The organism is Pseudomonas sp. LPB0260, assembly GCF_013388395.1.
Genome location: NZ_CP058247.1, coordinates 663,681 through 683,549 on the forward strand (window position 1 = coordinate 663,681; position 19,869 = coordinate 683,549).

Sequence of the window (19,869 nt, forward strand, 5' to 3'; positions counted from 1 at the left end):
GCGCACGGCCGGCTGCTTGCCCATGAGCAGCCGGCCCACAACCCTGCAGACGCCGATCCGCCAATAAGCCTTTCCCCTGCTGCCAGCGCAACCGCTATCCTCTGCGACATCGGAGGTAGTCATGCAGATATACAAAGTGGGCGGTGCGGTACGTGATCGCCTGTTGGGGCGCAAGGTCGAAGAAACAGACTGGGTGGTGGTCGGCACCACCGCCGAACACATGCTGGAGCAAGGGTTTCGCCCGGTAGGCGCGGACTTCCCGGTGTTTCTCCACCCCAAGAGCGGCGAGGAATACGCCCTGGCCCGCACCGAGCGCAAGAGCGGCCGGGGCTACGGCGGCTTCACCTTCTACGCCAGCCCCGACGTCACCCTGGAACAAGACCTGATCCGCCGCGACCTGACGGTCAACGCCATGGCCGAGGACGCGCACGGCCAGCTGATCGATCCCTATGGCGGCCAGCGTGATCTCGCGGCGCGCCTGTTGCGCCACGTCTCCCCGGCTTTTGCCGAAGACCCGTTGCGTGTGCTCCGGGTCGCCCGTTTCGCCGCCCGCTACGCACCCGACGGGTTCTGCGTGGCGACGGAAACCCTCGAGCTGATGCGCCAGCTCAGCGAGTCCGGCGAACTGTCGGCGCTCACCCCCGAGCGCAGCTGGAAGGAAATCTCCCGCGCCCTGCTCGAACCGCGGCCCGACGTGTTCATCCAGGTGCTACGCGACTGCGGCGCGCTCAAGGCGCTGCTGCCGGAGGTCGACGCCCTGTTCGGCGTACCGCAGCCTGCGGCCCACCACCCGGAAATCGATACCGGCGTGCACGTGCTCAGCGTGCTGCGCCAATGCGCGGAGCATCAGCAACCGTTGACGGTGCGCTGGGCCTGCCTGCTGCATGACGTTGGCAAGGGCCTGACCCCGCAGGCGCAGTGGCCGCGGCATGTTGCCCACGAACAACGCGGCCTGCCGTTGATCCGTTCGATCAACCAGCGCTGCAAGGCCCCAAGAGACTGCCAGGAACTGGCCCTGCTGGTGGGCGAGTACCACACCCACGGCCATCGGGCCCTGGAGCTGAAGGCTTCGACCCTGCTGGAGCTGCTACAACACTTCGACGTGTTCCGGCGACCGCAGCGCTTCGAGGAGTTTATCGCCGCCTGCGAGATGGATGCGCGCGGCCGCGAAGGCCTGGAGCAGCGTGCCTACCCGCAGGCGGACTACCTGCGCCGGGCCATGCAGGTGGCCCGCGAGGTAGCCGTGCAGCCCCTGCTGGAGCAGGGGTTCAAAGGCGCCGAGCTGGGCGAAGCGCTGAAGCGACAACGCCTGCAGGCACTCAAGGACTACAAGGCGAGCCCGCCAGCCTAGCCAGCCGGGCTGTGCTAGCGCCGAGCCGTCGGCGGGCAGGCAAGCAGCAGGGACGCCGGGGTCAGCTCATGGCCGCGCCACTGGAATGCCACCGGCCACAGCTGTTGATCGATGCTGGCTGCCTGCCACAATTCGGCGAAACGGCGCTGCACCTCAGGGTGCAGCGCCTCGGGCGCGAGCAAAGCCAGCGGCCAGAGCACGAAGGCGTTTTTGAGAATCTCCGCCCGCGGCAGAATCAGGCCGTCGAAATTGCCGACCTGGTCGCCATACAGCAGCACATCGATATCCAGCGGCAGGCCCTTGCGCTCTGGCGCATAGCGACCGTTGTCCGCCTCGATGAACTTCAGGCGTCGATCCAGCTCGCCCAGCGGCAAGTTGCTGTAACCGGTGACCACCAGGTTGAAGAAGGGACCGCTCTTGATCCCCACCGCATGGCTCTCGAAAACCGGCGAACAGCGCATATCGTGAAGCAAGCCAGACAGCGCATCGAGGCCAGCGCACAGATGGGCTTCACGCTCGATATTGCTACCGAGACCGAGAAAAACCGGGATCAGCGACATCCGCGCTCGATCTCCACGCCAACCCCGCCCAGGGCCGCGGGCACCGCGCCCGGCTTGGTCAGCTTGAGGCGCAACCAGGGTATCTGGAACTCGGCCATCAGCAGCTCGGCCAGGCGCTCCGCCAGGGTCTCCACCAGAATGAACTGCGCCTCGCCGACATAGGCCTGAACCCGGGCCGACACCGCGGCATAGTCCAGCGCCTTGCTCAGGTCGTCACCCGCCGCCGCCGGGCGATTGTCCCACCCCAGGTACAGGTCCAGGCGCAGGCACTGGCGAATGGTGCGCTCCCAGTCGTACGCGCCGATCACCGTGTCGACTTCCAGACCCTCGATAAACACTATGTCCAAGCACTCTCTCCACAACGCGGCGTGGCCGCGGCACCGGGCCGACGCCCTGCGCACCATCATTGCGCAGGACTATACGGCATTGATAGCGGACTAAAATGTCCATTTACGACGCAGAATACAGTGACCGCCAGCCTGGGCCTGGCGAGCCTCGCCAGCGGGCTGTCGCCCCCTCGCTCGCTACCTGCTGCGACGGCCTGTAGAATCACCCCATCCCTCGCCGTGGAATGGATACCATGTTTTGGCTGCTGGCGGTCCTCGCCTACCTGCTGGGCTCGTTGTCCTTCGCCATTCTGCTCAGCCGCGTGGCGGGCGGACCGGATCCGCGCGCCAGCGGCTCGGGAAACCCCGGCGCCACCAACATGCTGCGCGTGGCCGGCAAACGCCTGGCGGTGCTGACCCTGCTGGGCGACCTGCTCAAAGGCCTCGTGCCCGTGCTGGTCGCCAAACTGCTGGGTCTGGACTTGCAACAGCAGGCCTGGATCGGCCTCGCCGCCGTAGTCGGCCACCTCTATCCGCTGTATTTCCGCTTCCATGGCGGCAAGGGCGTCGCCACCTCCGCCGGCATGCTCCTGGGCCTCTATCCTCCCGCCGCACTCCTGGCGATCGCCGCCTGGCTGCTGACCTTCGCCCTGACCCGCACCAGCTCCCTGGCGGCGCTCATCGCCACCCCGCTGACCTTGCCGCTGCTCGCCTGGCAACAGCCGGCGGCGCTGCTGCCGGTGAGTGTATTGACCGCACTGGTGGTCTGGCGCCATCGCGGCAATCTGCGCGACCTGTTCGCGGGGCGCGAACGGCACTTCTGATCGCCGCCAACTGCGCCTGCCCCGCCCGCTTCCTGCCCGGCTAGAGTGCGGGCAAGCGCTCCATCGGCCAGCGCGCCTGCACCGAGATGCTCAAGCCTTCGCGCTGACCGGCCTTGAGCCGCTGGCAGCCAGCGTAGGCGATCATCGCACCGTTGTCGGTGCAGAAGGCCGGGCGCGCATAGAACACCTGCCCCTTGAGCGCCCCGAGCATGCCCTCCAAGGATTCGCGCAGGGCCTTGTTGGCACTGACGCCCCCGGCGATCACCAGGCTGTTCAGGCCGGTCTGCTTGAGGGCGCGACGGCACTTGATCGTGAGGGTATCGACCACCGCCTCCTGGAAAGCCAGGGCGATGTCGCAACGGGTCTGCTCGCAGTCATCGCCCGAATCGCGGCACTGCTGCCAGGTGTTCAGGGTGAAGGTCTTCAGCCCGCTGAAACTGAAATCCAGACCGGGGCGATCGGTCATGGGCCGGGGAAAGGTAAAGCGTCCCACCGTACCATGCTCGGCCAGACGGGCGATCTCCGGTCCCCCCGGGTAGCGCAAGCCCATCAGCTTGGCCGTCTTGTCGAAGGCTTCGCCCGCCGCGTCGTCGAGCGACTCGCCCAGCAACTGGTATTGACCGATGCCGTCGACCCGCACCAGCTGGGTGTGACCGCCGGACACCAGCAAGGCGACGAACGGAAAACTGGGTGGCTGCGCCTCCAGCATCGGCGCCAGCAGGTGCCCCTCCATGTGGTGCACGCCGAGGGCCGGGATATCCCAGGCATAGGCCAGGGCCTGGGCGCAGGAGCCGCCGACCAGCAGCGCACCGACCAGGCCGGGGCCGGCGGTGTAGGCGATCGCGTCGATCTCGCCGGGGGTACAGTTGGCCTCGGCCATGACCTCGCGAATCAACGGCAGCATGCGTTTGACGTGGTCGCGCGAGGCCAGCTCCGGCACCACGCCGCCATAGACGCGATGCAGGTCGATCTGGCTGAACAGCGCATCGGCCAGCAGGCCGCGCTCGCTGTCATAGAGCGCGACGCCGGTCTCGTCGCATGAGGTTTCCAATCCCAGTACCAGCATGGGCAGCGCCTTGACTTGAGGTGTCATGATTTCGAAGGCGCGCATAATAATAGGCAGGCAAGGAGACCGACCAGCGCTTTTCGATCAGAGGCTTTGCATTCAGGGCGACGAGACGGTAACATCCGCAACCCTTAAAAACCTACGTCCTCCCGCGCCATCTGCCAGGAGTACGTTACCCAAACCGGTAATAAAGAAGGTACGCCCTGGATGCCAGCCGTCAAAGTTAAAGAGAACGAACCCTTCGACGTAGCTCTGCGTCGTTTCAAGCGCTCCTGCGAAAAAGCCGGCATTCTGGCTGAAGTTCGCAGCCGCGAATTCTACGAGAAGCCGACCGCCGAGCGTAAGCGCAAGGCTGCTGCCGCCGTTAAGCGTCACGCCAAGAAAGTGCAGCGCGAGCAGCGCCGCAGCGTGCGCCTGTACTAATCAGTACGGACCGCCTCGCAGCACCCAGCAGCGCCCGGCCTTCGCCGGGCTTTGCGTTTTATGGCCCCGCACTCCGCTTCGCCGACAGGCGAATGGTCGGAGCTTTTTGCGTGGCCCGCGACCCTGTCCAGCCGCCCCGCACGGCAGTATTCTGAGCGCCTATGGCCGGCCTGATCCCACAGTCCTTTATCGATGACCTGCTCAACCGCACCGACATCGTCGAAGTGGTCAGCGCGCGCATCCAGCTGAAAAAGGCCGGCAAGAACTACACCGCCTGCTGCCCCTTCCATAAAGAGAAGACCCCGTCCTTCAGCGTCAGCCCGGACAAACAGTTCTACTACTGCTTCGGCTGCGGCGCCGGCGGCAATGCCCTGGGCTTTGTCATGGACCACGACCAACTGGAGTTTCCCCAGGCGGTCGAGGACCTGGCCAAACGCGCCGGAATGGAAGTGCCGCGCGAGGACGGCGGACGCAGCAACAAGCCCCGCCAACCCACCGACTCACCGCTCTACCCGTTACTGGCCGCCGCCGCCGACTTCTATCGGCAGGCACTGAAGAGCCATCCACAACGCCGGGCCGCAGTGGACTACCTTAAGGGCCGCGGCCTGTCCGGCGAGATCGCCCGCGACTTCGGCCTCGGTTTTGCGCCGCCGGGCTGGGACAACCTGCTCAAGCACCTGGCCAGCGACAGCCTGCAGCAGAAGGCAATGATCGATGCCGGCCTGCTGGTGGAGAACGCCGAGAGCGGCAAGCGCTACGACCGCTTCCGCGACCGGGTCATCTTCCCGATCCGCGACAGCCGCGGCCGGGTCATCGCCTTCGGCGGTCGGGTACTCGGCGACGACAAACCCAAGTACCTGAACTCGCCGGAAACCCCGGTGTTCCACAAGGGCCAGGAACTCTACGGCCTGTTCGAGGCACGCAAGAGCAACCGCGACCTCGACGAGATCATGGTGGTCGAGGGCTACATGGATGTCATCGCCCTGGCCCAGCAGGGCCTGCGCAACGCCGTCGCCACCCTCGGCACCGCCACCAGCGAAGAGCACCTCAAGCGCCTGTTCCGCCTGGTGCCCAGCGTGCTGTTCTGCTTCGACGGCGACCAGGCCGGACGCAACGCCGCCTGGCGCGCCCTGGAAGCCACCCTGCCCAACCTGCAGGACGGCCGTCGCGCGCGCTTCCTGTTCCTGCCCGACGGCGAGGACCCGGACACCTTGGTTCGCAGCGAAGGCACCGACGCCTTCCGCGCGCGCATCATCCAGCAGGCCCAACCGCTGGCCGACTACTTCTTCCAGCAACTCAGCGAAGAAGCCGACCCCCGCTCACTGGAAGGCAAGGCGCACCTGGTGACCCTGGCCGCGCCGCTGATCGACAAGATCCCCGGCAACAACCTGCGCACCCTGATGCGCCAGCGCCTCACCGAGATCACCGGCCTCAGCGGCGAAGCCCTGAGCCAGATGGCGCCAACCGCCAGCCCTGGCGCGGCGCCAAGCGAATACCCGGACTACCCGGACATTCCGGATAGCGCCTACCACGACGCCCCTCACAGCTACGAGGACTACGCCCACCCCAGCCCGGCGCCCAGCTTCGAGCGCAGCAACAAAGGCAAGGGAGAGTGGAAGAAGGACGGCCAGAAGTGGAGCAAGCAGGGCCGCGGCGACGAGCGGCCGCGCGCACCACGCACCGCCGTCAGCGTCGAATCGCCGCACCTGAGCGCCCTGCGCACCCTGCTGCACCACCCCGAACTGGCGCAGAAAGTCGAGGACGTCAGCCACTTCGCTGCCGAGGACGACACCTACGCCCAACTGCTGGTGGCCCTGCTCGGCGCCCTGCAGAAGAACCCGAAACTGCGCTCGCTGCAACTGATCGCACGCTGGCACGGCACCGAACAGGGCCGTCTACTGCGGGCCCTGGCGGAAAAGGAGTGGCTGATTTCGGCGGACAACCTTGAACAACAGTTTTTCGACACTATAACTACTCTAGTCGCCCGCCAACGCGAGCGCAGCCTGGAACATTTGCTGCGCAAAGCCCGTCAAAGTGAGTTGAGTGCAGAGGAAAAAGACCTGCTGCGCAACCTGCTGAGCCGTAATACATCACCAGTAGTCCCGAGCCCAACTGGCGCCTAAGGGTCTTATTCGGGTATAATCCGCGGCTTGTTTTTAGCCCGCCAAGACCTTCAGTGGATAGGGTGTTATGTCCGTAAAAGCGCAACAGCAATCTCGTTTGAAAGAATTGATCAGCCGCGGTCGTGAGCAGGGTTACCTGACTTACGCGGAGGTCAACGACCACCTGCCGGAGGATATTTCCGATCCGGAACAGGTGGAAGACATCATCCGCATGATCAACGACATGGGGATCAACGTATTCGAGAGTGCTCCGGATGCGGACGCCCTGTTGTTGGCCGAAGCCGACACCGACGAAGCCGCGGCCGAAGAAGCCGCTGCCGCACTCGCCGCCGTTGAGACCGATATCGGCCGCACCACCGACCCTGTGCGCATGTACATGCGCGAAATGGGCACGGTCGAACTGCTGACCCGCGAAGGCGAGATCGAAATCGCCAAGCGTATCGAGGAAGGCATCCGCGAGGTGATGAGCGCCATCGCCCACTTCCCCGGCACCGTCGACAGCATTCTCGCCGAGTACAACCGCGTGACCACCGAAGGTGGCCGCCTGGTTGAAGTACTCAATGGCTACATCGATCCCGACGACGGCACGCTGCCCGCAGAAGCCGCGGCCCCTGTGCCGGCCAAGGACGGCGCAGCCGCTGACGACAGCGACGATGACGACGATGACGACGACAGCGACGACAGCGACGATGACGAAGGCGATGGCGGCCCGGACCCGGAAGAGGCCCTGCGCCGCTTCACTGCCGTAGCCGAACAGCTGGACAAGGCCAACAAGGCCCTGAAGAAGCATGGTCGCAGCAGCAAGCAGGCCATCGCCGAACTGAAGGAACTGGCCGATCTGTTCATGCCGATCAAGCTGGTACCCAAGCAGTACGACGCGCTGGTCGTGCGCGTGCGCAGTGCCCTGGAGCGCCTGCGCGCCCAGGAACGCGCCATCATGCAGCTGTGCGTGCGTGATGCACGCATGCCGCGCGCCGATTTCCTGCGCCTGTTCCCGGGCAACGAAGTCGACCCGACCTGGGCCGAGCAGCTGGCCAAGGGCAAGGGTAAGTACGCCGAAGCCATTGGCAACCTGCAGGGTGACATCCAGCGCTGCCAGCAGAAACTGGTCGCCCTGGAAGCCGAGTGCGACCTGACCCTGGCCGAGATCAAGGACATCAACCGTCGTATGTCGATCGGCGAGGCCAAGGCCCGTCGCGCGAAGAAGGAGATGGTCGAGGCCAACCTGCGCCTGGTGATCTCCATCGCCAAGAAGTACACCAACCGCGGCCTGCAGTTCCTCGACCTGATCCAGGAAGGCAACATCGGCCTGATGAAAGCGGTGGATAAGTTCGAATACCGTCGCGGCTACAAGTTCTCGACCTACGCCACCTGGTGGATCCGTCAGGCGATCACCCGCTCGATCGCCGACCAGGCTCGCACCATCCGTATTCCGGTGCACATGATCGAGACGATCAACAAGCTCAACCGTATCTCCCGGCAGATGCTGCAGGAGATGGGTCGCGAACCGACTCCGGAAGAGCTCGGCGAGCGCATGGAGATGCCCGAGGACAAGATCCGCAAGGTGTTGAAGATCGCCAAGGAACCGATCTCCATGGAGACGCCGATCGGCGACGACGAAGACTCGCATCTGGGCGACTTCATCGAGGACTCCACCATGCAGTCGCCGATCGACGTGGCGACGGTGGAAAGCCTCAAGGAAGCCACCCGCGAAGTCCTGGCCGGCCTCACCGCCCGCGAAGCCAAGGTACTGCGCATGCGCTTCGGCATCGACATGAACACCGACCACACCCTCGAGGAAGTCGGCAAGCAGTTCGATGTCACCCGCGAGCGAATCCGTCAGATCGAAGCCAAGGCGTTGCGCAAACTGCGCCACCCGACGCGAAGCGAGCACCTGCGCTCGTTCCTCGACGAGTAACAACAAGACCCCCGGCCCAAACCGGGGGTTTTTGCTTTCAACGGCGCGCACACGCCAACAGCCCACTCCCTCCGCTCGCAATAGCCTCGAAACACCTGCTGCGATGCGCTCGAACATGTATCTAGCGCCGAGTCATTCGATTGGCGCTGGCGCCAAGCCCCCGGTATAATCCGCCGGCCTTCTGGGGGCCTATAGCTCAGTTGGTTAGAGCAGAGGACTCATAATCCTTTGGTCCACGGTTCGAGTCCGTGTGGGCCCACCACCTTTAAAGCCGCGCACTGCGCGGCTTTAAGCTTTTTAGGGTTGTGGCATCTGGATCAGCCTATGGTCCAAAGGTACAAAATCGGTACAGTACTGGTTAGCCAGTCTGCCTTTGGAGTCCTTATCTGATGGCAACAATCGTCAAAACCCCTGCCGGCACATGGAAAGCCGTAGTCCGAAAAACGGGCTGGCCGACCAACGCCAAAACCTTCCGCACCAAGCGCGACGCCGAAGACTGGGCACGCCGCACCGAAGACGAAATGGTGCGCGGTGTGTACATCCAGCGCAGCGGCTCCGAGCGCATGACGCTGGAGAAAGCTCTAGAGCGCTACCTGTCCGAGGTGACGCCCAGCAAGAAGCCCACTACGCGCAAAGCCGAAGCCACCAAGGCCAAGCAGCTGATCCAGCACCTGGGCAAATACTCCATGGCCGCCCTCACCGCTGAAGTCATCGCCAAGTACCGCGACACAAGGCTCGGCACCCTGAGCAAGCGCGGCCTTCCCACCAGCAACAATACCGTGCGGCTTGAACTGGCCCTGCTCAGCCACCTTTTCACGGTTGCTATTCAGGAATGGGGCCTGGGCCTTACCTTCAACCCGGTGCTGAATATCCGCAAGCCCAGCCCTGGAGACGGCCGCGACCGCCGACTGTCCGCCGACGAAGAAAAGCGCCTGCTCACTGCGGTGAACAGCCACAGCAACCCCATGCTGGGCTGGATCGTCCGAATCGCCTTGGAAACGGGCATGAGATCGTCGGAGATAACCGGCCTACGTTGCCATCAGGTAGACCTGAAAAAGCGCGTGGTACGGCTCGCAGACACCAAGAACGATAGTGCTCGCACCGTTCCCCTTACCAAGCTGGCAACCGAAACATTCAGGGCCGCCCTGGAGAACCCCGTTCGCCCCAAAGACTGCAATCTGGTGTTCTTCGGTGAGCCGGGAAAGGACGAGAAACGTCGCGCCTATGCCTTCACCAAGACCTGGGGGCTGCTGAAGAAGAAGCTCGGTATGCCCGACCTGCGCTTCCACGATCTACGTCATGAAGCGGTCAGCCGCTTGGTCGAGGGTGGCCTATCTGATCAGGAGGTCTCGGCCATCAGCGGTCACAAGTCGATGCAGATGCTTAAGCGCTACACGCACCTGCGTGCTGAAGACCTTGTTGGCAAGCTGGATAAGCTCGAGAGGAAAACGACCAGGCGCAACAGGCAACAGGCTGACAACTGATCTGCAGCCATGCAGCCTGGCATTTTTTCACCGCGCTTACTGAGGGCTTTAACTGACCCAGCTTCGGTCACCAGCCCTCAGGCATCTTCGCTGTCTGGCTTGTAGAAAAGATCCCAGCTGCTCTGGTGCGTGACGCGAGGGTCTTGCCCTGGGATCGGGGTCAGCTTGAGGCCGAGGGACTTACCCTCCTCCAACCGGCGCTCCCAGGGCCGGTCAGTGCCTAGCAGTCGACCAAGATGCTCAGCACGAGACTCTTCTCGGCCCTCCCAAGCCCTGACAAGCTCCTGGTACTCATCGCTTGCCGCCAGTCGATAAGCCACGTCAACCAGATCACTCCCAACCCAATGCGCAAAGGGAAGCGTCCTCTCAACTGCCGCAAGACGCGCTTCATCGCTCTCCAGATCGACCTCACCCTCTTCATACAGTCGCTTAGCCAGGGCAATGGCCTTGCTGAAATACGCATCCGCACCAGGCTGCTCCGCATGAAGAAACTCAGGGAAGGTCAGCGCCGTTAATGGCGCCACATGACCATTGGCCGCATCGGTCACACCAGTTACCAGCCAGAACGCGTATTTCGGCCACAGGTGGGCAATCGACTCGATCATGGCTGAGGTCGGTTTCTGCTTGCGCGAGAACGCACTACGCCACCGGGCGGACGGAATGCCTGTGAGCTGGGAGAGCTTTTCCCAGAAGCCGCGACCAGCGTACGGCGGCTGGCTCCATAGGCTGAGCAGCGCTGAGAACGGCCCTTCGTGCCCCTTTAGGCTCTCAAGGTCAGCCGGAGACATCTGCTCCTTCAGAATCAGAATGACGCGGTCTTCAATCGTGCTTGACATCGTAAGCCTTCGATCATAAAAAGAACCAAATGTCTAAAATATAGACATTTGGTATTTTTTAAGGACTCTTACGCCTTTTTCGCGTAATGAGCGCAGTGTATCGCAAGCCATACAAGGAGTCGCAAGATGACAGTCGAAGAAACCCTGCTGAACCGCTACGGAGGCTCACCACTGCTTTCCCTCGAGCAGCTCGCAGAGGTGCTACATCGCAGCAAAAATGGCCTGAGGATCTCCCTGAGCGGCGAAAACGAACTGTCCGCGAAGCTACACCCGTGCAAGGTTAAAATCGGCCGGCGCATCTATTTCAAAACCTCTGCAGTCGCTCGCGTCATCGAAGAAGCCTGATCGCTATGAGCATCAAAGCCATGAACTGGGCATGGGAGCAGCCGCTCCCGCCTGTGCCGAAGCTAGTTCTCATGGCGCTCGCTGATAACGCAGATGATCACGGCTACTGCTGGCCGAAGATGAAGACGATTGCAGCGAAGTGCAGCACTTCGGAGCGCACCGTCCAACGCACTATCAAAACCCTGCTGGCTGCCGATCTGCTGAAGAAAGACGCTCGATTCGATGCCAGCGGCCGGCAGGTTTCTAACGGCTACACACTCGCTTTGACCTACCCCGACAAATTGTCACCCCCGGCTGACGACATCGCCAGGGAGGGTGACACCACTGTCACCCCCGGGGTGACACAGCTATGTCAGGGGGAGGGTGACATAGCTATGTCACCCCTAGAACCACCATATGAACCATCAAATGAATCATCAGTAAGCCGCACGGCAAAACTGACGCGGCTGAGTGCCCTGGAGAGTAAACAGATCGCCCTGCTGATCAGCTCCGCTCCTGCTAGTCAACAGGAAGCGATCACCTCCCAACTGTTGAACGCCCTGGCCAAGGGAACCATCCGTACTTCCCCATCACGCTGGTTGAACGCTGTCATTCGCCGGACAGCGAGCCACAAACATCCACATAGCCCGCCAGCGCTGTCGGAAGCGGACTATGTGAAACGTTTGGTTCAAGGCGGAATATCGACAGAAGATGCACAGCGCATTGCCCAAAAGACCTTTAGTCGCCATGTAATGGCAGTACCACGAGTCGCAAACGCTCCACTCGATCATTAAGCAGATGCCCAAGACCTCCTCCGATGCTAGCCATAGCTAACTGGTGATGGGCGCCCAGTTCTTATCTTGCTTTTACTGATATTGAACGGGAGAATGGCCAACCAGCGAGAAATATTACACTCAAAAAACTATCCATAAGAGCAATAGCATCAGGCGCAAGCCAACGTCCAATCTTGACTTTATTATGAACTTAAAACTTTCAACTTCGGCACACCACAACACCCATATAAACACATAAGGAAATACCCAGCATGCCACGCAGGATTCCCGATAAAATAATCGCGCTACTTGTTCTCCTAGCAGGAATTACCATTGCTGCCTATGCTTTTTTTAGCATTTCAGACCCAGTATCCTACTTCATTTCGGCATCATTCTTCTTCATTGGAATTGTAGTATCATATAGCATTGCATCAACAGCAGGATTTGATGCGGCACTTATGCACTTCAAAGAGGTCATAATTGGATCAACCAATATCGGGCTAACCTCAATTAAAAAACTATCCGAAACCCCACCCGAAGAACTTTCAAAAAGAACAAAGAGCAGCTTTAAATTTCTTGGCATAGCTGGCGAGAAATTTCTTAGAGAGACCCTAGAGAAAGTAGACTTCTTTAGAAGAAACAAGAATCCGGATCTCGTTAAGATAATGCTAATGGATCCATTTAGCGATGATCTTGAGCGCCTAAGCAGCAACAAAAAACTTCAAACTGAATACAGAAATAAAATTATCGCCACGATAGCGACGCTAGCCAAACTAAGAGAGGACGGATACCACTTCGAGGTCAGGCTGTATCCTAAAAAACCACCACTAAGACTGCTTATAATAGATGACTGCGTTACGGCACTATCAGTATATGAAGCAGACTCATCCGGCTGGAAGAATGCGCAGCTAATTTTTGATGGAAAAAACAACGATGATTCCCTCGCCCCTTATTTTGTTGAAACATTCGACGATCTCTGGGAGCGTGGAATAAATATAAACCTAGACCAAAGAAGCAAAGCTTTGTCTCCTTACTTGAACGGCGCAAAGTCAAACAATAGAGACAAGATTGGAATGGTTCACGGAAGGTTTCAGCCATTCCACCATGAGCATTTCGAGTATGTTCTGCATGGAGTTGCGAATTCTGAGCTATGCCTTATCGGCATTACTCAACCAAACATAAATTGTGTTAGCGAATGCGAGATACTTCCTCATCGCGGTACCCCCGAAGGCAACCCGTTCACCTTTGAAGACAGAAAGAGGATGATAACGCTGTCACTAGAGCGATGGGGAGTTCCGCCTGAGAGGTATCAGATTATTCCTTTTGAGATTGACAATCCAGAAGTAGCGATCCCCTACCTTAAGCAAGATTACACTGGAGATATAGTTCACTATATACGCTTGTTTAGCAAATGGGAGCTGTACAAAAAAGAACTTCTTGAGCAGGCCGGCATGAAGGTCATAGCCTTTCAACCTCTTCACAGTGACTTCATGATAAAAAACGCCACAGGGACTCTTGTTAGAGAACTAGTATCATCTAAAAGAAATTGGAAAGATTTTGTACCATTCGGGACCAAGCAAGTCATCAACGCGGCGATGAAGCGAGGGGCATGACATGTTTCTTTCGGATATTGAAATTAGAAAAGCCATTCAGAATGGGGATTTTTCTATTTTGCACAATACCCCCCTGATATAAGATCCGCCTCCATTTGCCTGCACCTGTCAGAAAACATAATAATACCATCTTACACATCTCACGAGGTAGATGTTCGCAGGCCGGAGACATACCCGGCTTGTATTGCCGAGCGCATCGCCCCATCTAATGGACACCTCCTTTTACCCGGCGACTTCATACTCGGCTCTACCCTTGAAGGAATTGCTTTTTCTAATTCTTTAGCAGGCCATATTTCCAACATATCAGGCCTGGCCAGACTAGGTCTAAATACAATCTTATCAAACTATGTATCACCCGGCTTTGGAGCGGGGCTTGCCAGACCCATTACCCTTGAGATTCATAATTCATCAATTGCGCCAATTAGAATATTCCCAGGAATGCGCATTTGCCATTTACTATTAGTTAAACTTAGCAGCACAGCACATAGTGGTTACGACCATAGCAACCCTGGAAAGTATCTGACCAACGCTCCCCAGGGCTCTGAATTCTATAAGGACACGGGCTTATTCAGCGCTGAAGCACTGTGCAAAAAATAATGCAAACACTAAAACTTCCATCATAAAACATAACGATCTGTTGAAGGCTGGAGTCAGTCTATGGCGGCCGACTGCTTCTGGTAGATATCTTCAGGCCGCCTCCCTAAGCATTTCTCGAAGCGGAATACGCTGAAGAGCTTGGAAAATCTTTCTTGCTGGCTTCAGCTCCGACCAAGCCTCCTCCTACGCGATTATTCCCCTCCTACGCCCCAGTATGTTGCCATTCTCAAACCCTCGGGCTAGAGTGCGCCCGTCGTGGTAAGTCCCACGACCGGGTGTGACAACCCGATTCGTTCGAGGCGCGGTAGCGCCATAGTTTAAGCACCAGCATACGATTGCTTGGTTGCTTAACTTCTATGGTGGGCCGTGTGGGGCAGGCTTTTGCCTGGCCGGTTCCCTCGGACGCCGGTTTGTCACCCCCGCACGGTCCGCCACCCATATCCGAGTGACAACGGCGGGTGACGGCTCCTTAATCGTCTGAGGAGCACAAGGAAAATGCGCTACCCCTTTTTTACCCGAGAGCTCCGCCTTGGGCTTCAGGTCTTGCTGTTCACCTCTGACCAGGAGGTGCGCCATGGCTGAGTTCGAATCCTGCGTTGTACCTTTTCCGCTGCAGCGAAGCCCGCTACATGAATCCGAACGCTCTCCCCTACCCTCTGAAGCAGCAGCTGAACTACGCGGTGTCATGCTCGGCAATCTGCTGGATCAACTAGCTGAACCAGATGGACTGCAACCCGAAGATCTGCGCGTGCGGATCGCTGCTTACTCAGCCCTGGATCTGCTCGATGAAATGGTCGTGCTTTATCGCCGAGCTCTATCCGAGGCGCGAGGAGGTGCAAGATGAGCAAAGGGGTAATGACCTGCCTCCCACCTCGCGATGGCCACCCAGGTGTGGAGATCACGTGGGCAGCCGACTGCCGGGAAGCATTCGACCAAGGTGCCAAGCTGGCCCAGAGCTGGCTTGATAATGCTCGCGACGGCTGGCTCTGGGCAGTCATGATCGCCGAGCGCGATTTACTGCCATGCGCAATAGAACGGAGAGCCTTCGAAGTGGGCTTCCTAAGCCGCCTCCACCAGCGCATAGGCGCTCACCGGCGCCGCAGCAAATCGGATACCCCCCTTTCACTGGGGTTATAGAGCAGATGGCCGTGAGCCGGCCTCGCCGGCTCTCGCGAACCATCATATACCGGCGAACCACAGGGGCGCTCTCACTCTGGCGCTCAGAGAACGGCTAAAAGCAGTGTGTTCAGAAATACCAAGGTGCTCGTGGACCACGTCCAGCTACCATTAGGCTAATTCACGGGCGTGAGAGATAAGAGGCGAGGACACGCTATCATGCTGATGTATCCGGCTTCGGAAGGTCTGGCCGAAGCCGATAATGTCCACCGCCACCGATGGTGCACCGGACTACCACGCCAGTGCTTCATCCGAAGGGAATGCTCCGTCGAGCAAAGGATAGCCAACTACTATCATCGCCAATTTCACGCAGCTCGGGTGACCTCAATCGACGACACCATCGGTGTCCAAGGTATCCCACAGTGTTCGCGCCATGCGGCCGACCTCCGCATATGTATCGGTTATAAGCGCTTTAAGTTTCGCCTTCAGCAACTCGTTAGGCATTCGATGGGCTTTAATCAGTCGCAACGCCGCCAGCCGATAAGCCGGATCGGCATCGGAAAATAGATCGCACAGCTGCAATATCTCTGCCTCTGTGAAGACAATCTCCGAATCAAACAATCTTGCAACCGACTCTGCGCGGGGAAGTTTTGCCCTTATGTATTCCACCAGCTTCGATCTTGATATTGGTGACTGAGTGGCACGCTGGATCAGCCAAGACAGAGCTAAATCCCTCACATCGCGGCGCGTATCATTCAGCAAATCAAACGCTCGATCATCTGGAAACGGCCGAAGGTAGTTCATCGCCTCCAACAGCGCCTCTCTCGGGCTATCGGGAACGGTGCCACCGTACACGGGATAGGGCTCCTCATGCGCCAACCAATGCTGATACGCCTCTTCCAACATCGATTCAGACACGACGCCCCCACTTTTGACGTGCTTGAGCGCCAAGTTCGCCGCTGCCACCGCGACGCGCGCACTGGATGCATGCATCGCCTTGCCCACTCCGTTAGACACCTGCGGCCAGGTTGTGCTGGTTTTCGCGAGAGTTCCTAGGAGATGTTCGAATCCCGAGGTGATCGGACCGTCCAGACGATTGAGCAGGAGCTTTATGCCGGTCTCGCCTTGCTGGCGCGCGAGGTAGCAGGCAGTAAATACTCCAAGGCCGGTTGCCTTGGCGAGCAGAACGGCAAGCCGATCAGGGTCCGGAGGCTCAAGACTTTCCAGTAGTCTGGTTGCCGATATTGCCAGCCATTGGGGCTTTTGCAGGGCTGCATGTTCAAGCTTGGCGCGGTCGAGCCCCAAGGAAGCTGCCCGCTCCCAGTCCAACTCCGGGACGTCGACTTCGATGGTTTCTGGGAGAAACCAGGCTAGTGGATCTGCGCGTTCTTCTTTCATTCGCGCACAAACAGCCGCGGCCTCGAGCTGGAGCTGCCCAGGGTGAATTACCGAAAGTCCGATTAAGCCACGTAGAACTTCACGCATCGGCTCACGGTCGACGTGTTCCATCGCCCACCAGATATCCGACGCGGGCGACTCGTTCCATCCAGTGATCTCGAAGAGCGCGCTCAATTGCAGCGGTGGGTCCAGTGCGGTCCCGTTGCCGACGGACTCATTCTGAGTGGCCAGTGTGCTGAGCAAAACGTCCATGGCGGTGGTATGCGCTTGCCTGTATTCAACGGGTGGGAACATCGCTGCGAGAGCGTCATCGCTCAGGTCATGCCGGACACGGGGCAGCTCCATTCCCGCCTTTTTGGCAAGCTTATGCAGCTTAATGTCGAAGCCGACGGTATTGAAGGCTTGGTTGGTAAACAGCTCACGCAAGGCAGCAAGTTGATCGACCGACCGTTCTGCGAGCCTCCGTCGCACTAGGGCTAGCGCCATGCTTTCGTGGAGCTCGTTTTCCGGATTCCGCTCGAACAAAAAGCTACTGATCGACCTCATTGATTTTATCGACGTCGGCGGAGAGCTGCTTTCCAAAAACTCGTGGAACTTGTTCTGGGCTGTATCAATATCGAGTTCGGCCATCTCGACTTCACATGCCCACGCAACCCTTTGCGTCCAGGCTTGGCTCGAATGCAAACGTACCCTGGATAGTGCGCTAATCACTGACTCATATCGCGTGACAAGTCGTGCTAAAAGCAAGCCAAAACGATAAGCCATCACCGTGTTGTCGGAGTCAACTTTCGCAAATGACAACTGTACAAGACGCTGGGCGGTATCATCCGACACGTCGGCAGGGGTTGCTACCAACAATCCCAAGGCACGCTCGAGTGCATAGCGATCCCCTTGCTCCACCCGCGCCAGAAAAGCCTGCAGGACTTCCTCACACATCTCGGCGCTGGCAAAAACCACCACCTCGCTCCAACGCTCGTAGTCATCCAGACACAAAAATAACCTGCGCGCACGTTCGGTCGCTTCGTGGTTTGTCCATATAAACCTTGCAGCAGCAAACTCGGCAAAAGTTTTGTGGACGAACGTAATCAGGGTCGTCGTTCCGTGGCGCACTTGCTCGATCAGGCCTACCTGCTGCCAGTACTTCAAAGCGGCGTTAACGATGGACTGAGCTTTGAGCAGCGTCACACCCAGATCCGCGCGAAGATGAATGGCAGTTCGAGTAAGTAGATCAGAAGTCTTGGCAAGTGGGTCGGAGATCAGTTCCCAACCAACGATGTCAAAGACCCGGGCCAGCACAGCTGAATCTGGTTGATCCTCCAGAGCTTTGCGGGTGTTTGGCTCAGCATCGATGACCTCGAAGAGGTTTTGATATAGCTCAGTCTTGGACGTGCCCAAGGTCCCCCCGCGTGCAAGCAAGGATGCGGCCATGCCTAACAGTTGAGGGCTTTGCGAAATCACGGCCTTCGCCGCGTTACCTTCTAATTGCTCGGTCGCCAAAGCAAGCGCCCAATTCGAGTCCTCCGCCGCTCGCTTGGGGGCTGCGGCCTGTAACAACTTGGCCAGGTTATCCGCTCCTCGCTCGGACTCTGGAGCGATCAGTTCGTAGTGCCTCCACTCCGCCAGCTCGCCAGTCTGGTACCCAATGGGGCGTGTCGTTACGATGATTCGGACACGCGGATTGCCTGTGCTGAACTGCCGAATGCGTGTTGCTACCAGTTCTTGATGTACATCGCATTCGTCCAGCCCATCGCATAGCAATACCCAGTCGGCAATCGAACTGTCGCGAACCTGTTGGAATGGTACTCCTGAGCCATCCAAACCCAACTGAAAAACGCTGTCATCGAAGCTGTTGCCTGCTGCGAGTCGAGCAGCGATATCCCGCAAGCGAACCTTCAGGACCGGCAGTCCATCGCGCGCATAACGACAAGCGAGCCGTGTCATGAGCGTGCTCTTGCCCATACCCGGCCCCCCTATCACGACAGCGCGTGTGTAGAACCGACCGATCCATTCGGCTTCTAGGGTCTTCTGTTTGTTCCAGCCGGAACGCGGGGCGCTGGAACCTGAATGATAGCGAGCCAAGGCCGCGGCCGGATCAGTAGGTTCTGGCTCGCCCGGCTCCGCCACACCCGCTTTGAGAGGCAGCCAAGCCCTGTCAATCGAAAGCGAGTTTTTAACACCGAGCAAAGAAAAGTGCTGGTTAGAATTGGCGACCCAGCAACTGACCCGGGAGGCGACACTGGCTGGTGTTGCGGCTGCACTCGCTTGGACCCCCATACCCATCAGCATTTGAGCCAAACCAGCTTGTTCCCAACGGCCGCGTCGTTCTGTGATTGCATGCGCGTCTTGTAACAGCCGGAACCAAACGCTATCCGCATCGGAGGCTCTAGCAAAGATATTTGTCAGGCGGGCCCGGGTCATCATCACCGAGATCGGATCTACATCCGATGCATGCACGACTTGAATACGGAGGCGGGCACACACCTCCTCCACAGGCAGCGCGTCGTCGCTGAGTCGCTTGAGCCACTCCTGGCCGATATCGCTTAGGTTGTCGGTGCGCCCTTCGCCTAGACGCCGGCTATCTGTGGCCAAGTCCGTCCAGATAGTCTTACTCGTGTCCGGAGAAACAATGAGGACGCCATACTGGATAGTGCCTGCGTCGAGACCAACTGCCAGAGTTTGCATGGCCTCCCACAGATTCTGGCCACGACTTAAGCCGCGCTTGACCTGCGTTTCGAGAACTTCCCCGTTTCTCAACTCAATCCGGATATCGTCACCCGGGCCGCCAGTCTCAGCCCAGATAGCCGTTGGGATATCTTCAATCAAGCCATCCAGCCACCCCAACGATGCGCCAAGCAACATGTGACTCCCGGCAATCGCCGTAACGGCAGCTTGAAAGTTCATCCCGGACGCCGTCGCGGCGCCACCGGCATTGCGACGTGTACGACCCTTGGTGTCTTGTTTCTTTGGCTTGGTCGCCATCTATTTTCCTGTCGAGGATCTTGGGCTGCACACAATGCAGTCGAGCCATGTCGCTACGTGAGAGAGCACTCTGGCACACGCCGTTCGGCGCCTTTTCGCTCTCAGCCCATTCAGCCTAACCGGATTGGAGGGCATTTCGCCATCTGACAAAATCGTAG

General features: G+C 59.1%; 17 protein-coding genes and 1 tRNA gene. 13 read left to right on the forward strand and 5 right to left on the reverse strand.

Going from position 1 to position 19,869, the window contains the following annotated elements; genetic code table 11:
* The first annotated feature begins 121 nt into the window (after nt 1–121).
* Nucleotides 122–1,351 carry a multifunctional CCA addition/repair protein gene (locus LPB260_RS02850; RefSeq protein ID WP_208707134.1) on the forward strand — a complete coding sequence of 410 codons (1,230 nt, stop codon included), beginning with the start codon at nt 122–124 and terminating at the stop codon, nt 1,349–1,351.
* 14 nt (nt 1,352–1,365) lie between these two features.
* Here LPB260_RS02850 and folK read toward each other — a convergent pair whose 3' ends face one another.
* Nucleotides 1,366–1,911 (reverse strand): 2-amino-4-hydroxy-6-hydroxymethyldihydropteridine diphosphokinase, encoded by a 546-nt coding sequence (gene folK, locus LPB260_RS02855; protein WP_208707135.1) that lies wholly within the window; start codon nt 1,909–1,911, stop codon nt 1,366–1,368.
* Nucleotides 1,902–2,258: a dihydroneopterin aldolase gene (gene folB / locus LPB260_RS02860; protein WP_208707136.1), complete on the reverse strand. Its 357-nt coding sequence runs from the start codon at nt 2,256–2,258 to the stop codon at nt 1,902–1,904. Before folB ends, folK begins: the two co-directional genes overlap by 10 nt.
* A gap of 233 nt (nt 2,259–2,491) precedes the next feature.
* Between folB and plsY the strand changes: the two genes are divergently transcribed.
* A complete protein-coding gene (gene plsY, locus LPB260_RS02865; RefSeq protein ID WP_208707137.1) occupies nt 2,492–3,061 on the forward strand; it encodes a glycerol-3-phosphate 1-O-acyltransferase PlsY in 570 nt (189 codons plus the stop codon).
* Between the two features lie 40 nt (nt 3,062–3,101).
* Here the strand turns inward: plsY and tsaD are convergent, their stop codons facing one another.
* The gene (gene tsaD, locus LPB260_RS02870) at nt 3,102–4,127 is read right to left on the reverse strand and encodes a tRNA (adenosine(37)-N6)-threonylcarbamoyltransferase complex transferase subunit TsaD (RefSeq protein WP_208707138.1); all 1,026 of its coding nucleotides are present in this window, start codon (nt 4,125–4,127) and stop codon (nt 3,102–3,104) included.
* 207 nt (nt 4,128–4,334) lie between these two features.
* Between tsaD and rpsU the strand changes: the two genes are divergently transcribed.
* The 5 genes from rpsU to LPB260_RS02895 all read left to right on the forward strand — a co-directional run bounded on the left by rpsU (nt 4,335) and on the right by LPB260_RS02895 (nt 10,075).
* The gene (rpsU, locus tag LPB260_RS02875) at nt 4,335–4,550 is read left to right on the forward strand and encodes a 30S ribosomal protein S21 (protein WP_058068915.1); all 216 of its coding nucleotides are present in this window, start codon (nt 4,335–4,337) and stop codon (nt 4,548–4,550) included.
* A gap of 161 nt (nt 4,551–4,711) precedes the next feature.
* Nucleotides 4,712–6,673 (forward strand): DNA primase, encoded by a 1,962-nt coding sequence (gene dnaG, locus LPB260_RS02880; protein ID WP_208707139.1) that lies wholly within the window; start codon nt 4,712–4,714, stop codon nt 6,671–6,673.
* A 67-nt stretch (nt 6,674–6,740) separates the two neighbouring features.
* Nucleotides 6,741–8,591 carry an RNA polymerase sigma factor RpoD gene (rpoD, locus tag LPB260_RS02885; RefSeq protein WP_208707140.1) on the forward strand — a complete coding sequence of 617 codons (1,851 nt, stop codon included), beginning with the start codon at nt 6,741–6,743 and terminating at the stop codon, nt 8,589–8,591.
* A gap of 185 nt (nt 8,592–8,776) precedes the next feature.
* Nucleotides 8,777–8,853: transfer RNA gene (locus LPB260_RS02890), tRNA-Ile, on the forward strand.
* A 127-nt stretch (nt 8,854–8,980) separates the two neighbouring features.
* Nucleotides 8,981–10,075: a site-specific integrase gene (locus LPB260_RS02895; protein WP_208707141.1), complete on the forward strand. Its 1,095-nt coding sequence runs from the start codon at nt 8,981–8,983 to the stop codon at nt 10,073–10,075.
* A 77-nt stretch (nt 10,076–10,152) separates the two neighbouring features.
* Here LPB260_RS02895 and LPB260_RS02900 read toward each other — a convergent pair whose 3' ends face one another.
* Nucleotides 10,153–10,911, reverse strand: a complete 759-nt coding sequence (locus tag LPB260_RS02900) for a hypothetical protein (protein WP_208707142.1) — start codon at nt 10,909–10,911, stop codon at nt 10,153–10,155.
* Nucleotides 10,912–11,037: 126 nt separating this feature from the next.
* Between LPB260_RS02900 and LPB260_RS02905 the strand changes: the two genes are divergently transcribed.
* From LPB260_RS02905 to LPB260_RS02925, 6 genes are all read left to right on the forward strand, one after another.
* Nucleotides 11,038–11,256, forward strand: a complete 219-nt coding sequence (locus LPB260_RS02905) for a DNA-binding protein (protein WP_208707143.1) — start codon at nt 11,038–11,040, stop codon at nt 11,254–11,256.
* 5 nt (nt 11,257–11,261) lie between these two features.
* Complete coding sequence (locus tag LPB260_RS02910; RefSeq protein WP_208707144.1) at nt 11,262–12,029, forward strand: helix-turn-helix domain-containing protein; 768 nt, start codon at nt 11,262–11,264, stop codon at nt 12,027–12,029.
* A gap of 251 nt (nt 12,030–12,280) precedes the next feature.
* Nucleotides 12,281–13,621 carry a hypothetical protein gene (locus LPB260_RS02915; RefSeq protein ID WP_208707145.1) on the forward strand — a complete coding sequence of 447 codons (1,341 nt, stop codon included), beginning with the start codon at nt 12,281–12,283 and terminating at the stop codon, nt 13,619–13,621.
* Nucleotides 13,622–13,699: 78 nt separating this feature from the next.
* Nucleotides 13,700–14,218, forward strand: a complete 519-nt coding sequence (locus LPB260_RS29270; protein ID WP_371926160.1) for a hypothetical protein — start codon at nt 13,700–13,702, stop codon at nt 14,216–14,218.
* Between the two features lie 574 nt (nt 14,219–14,792).
* The gene (locus tag LPB260_RS02920; protein WP_055985363.1) at nt 14,793–15,062 is read left to right on the forward strand and encodes a hypothetical protein; all 270 of its coding nucleotides are present in this window, start codon (nt 14,793–14,795) and stop codon (nt 15,060–15,062) included.
* Nucleotides 15,059–15,355 (forward strand): LasR-specific antiactivator QslA, encoded by a 297-nt coding sequence (locus tag LPB260_RS02925; RefSeq protein WP_208707146.1) that lies wholly within the window; start codon nt 15,059–15,061, stop codon nt 15,353–15,355. Before LPB260_RS02920 ends, LPB260_RS02925 begins: the two co-directional genes overlap by 4 nt.
* A gap of 363 nt (nt 15,356–15,718) precedes the next feature.
* Here LPB260_RS02925 and LPB260_RS02930 read toward each other — a convergent pair whose 3' ends face one another.
* Nucleotides 15,719–19,711 carry an NACHT domain-containing NTPase gene (locus tag LPB260_RS02930; protein WP_208707147.1) on the reverse strand — a complete coding sequence of 1,331 codons (3,993 nt, stop codon included), beginning with the start codon at nt 19,709–19,711 and terminating at the stop codon, nt 15,719–15,721.
* Nucleotides 19,712–19,869: the final 158 nt, after the last annotated feature.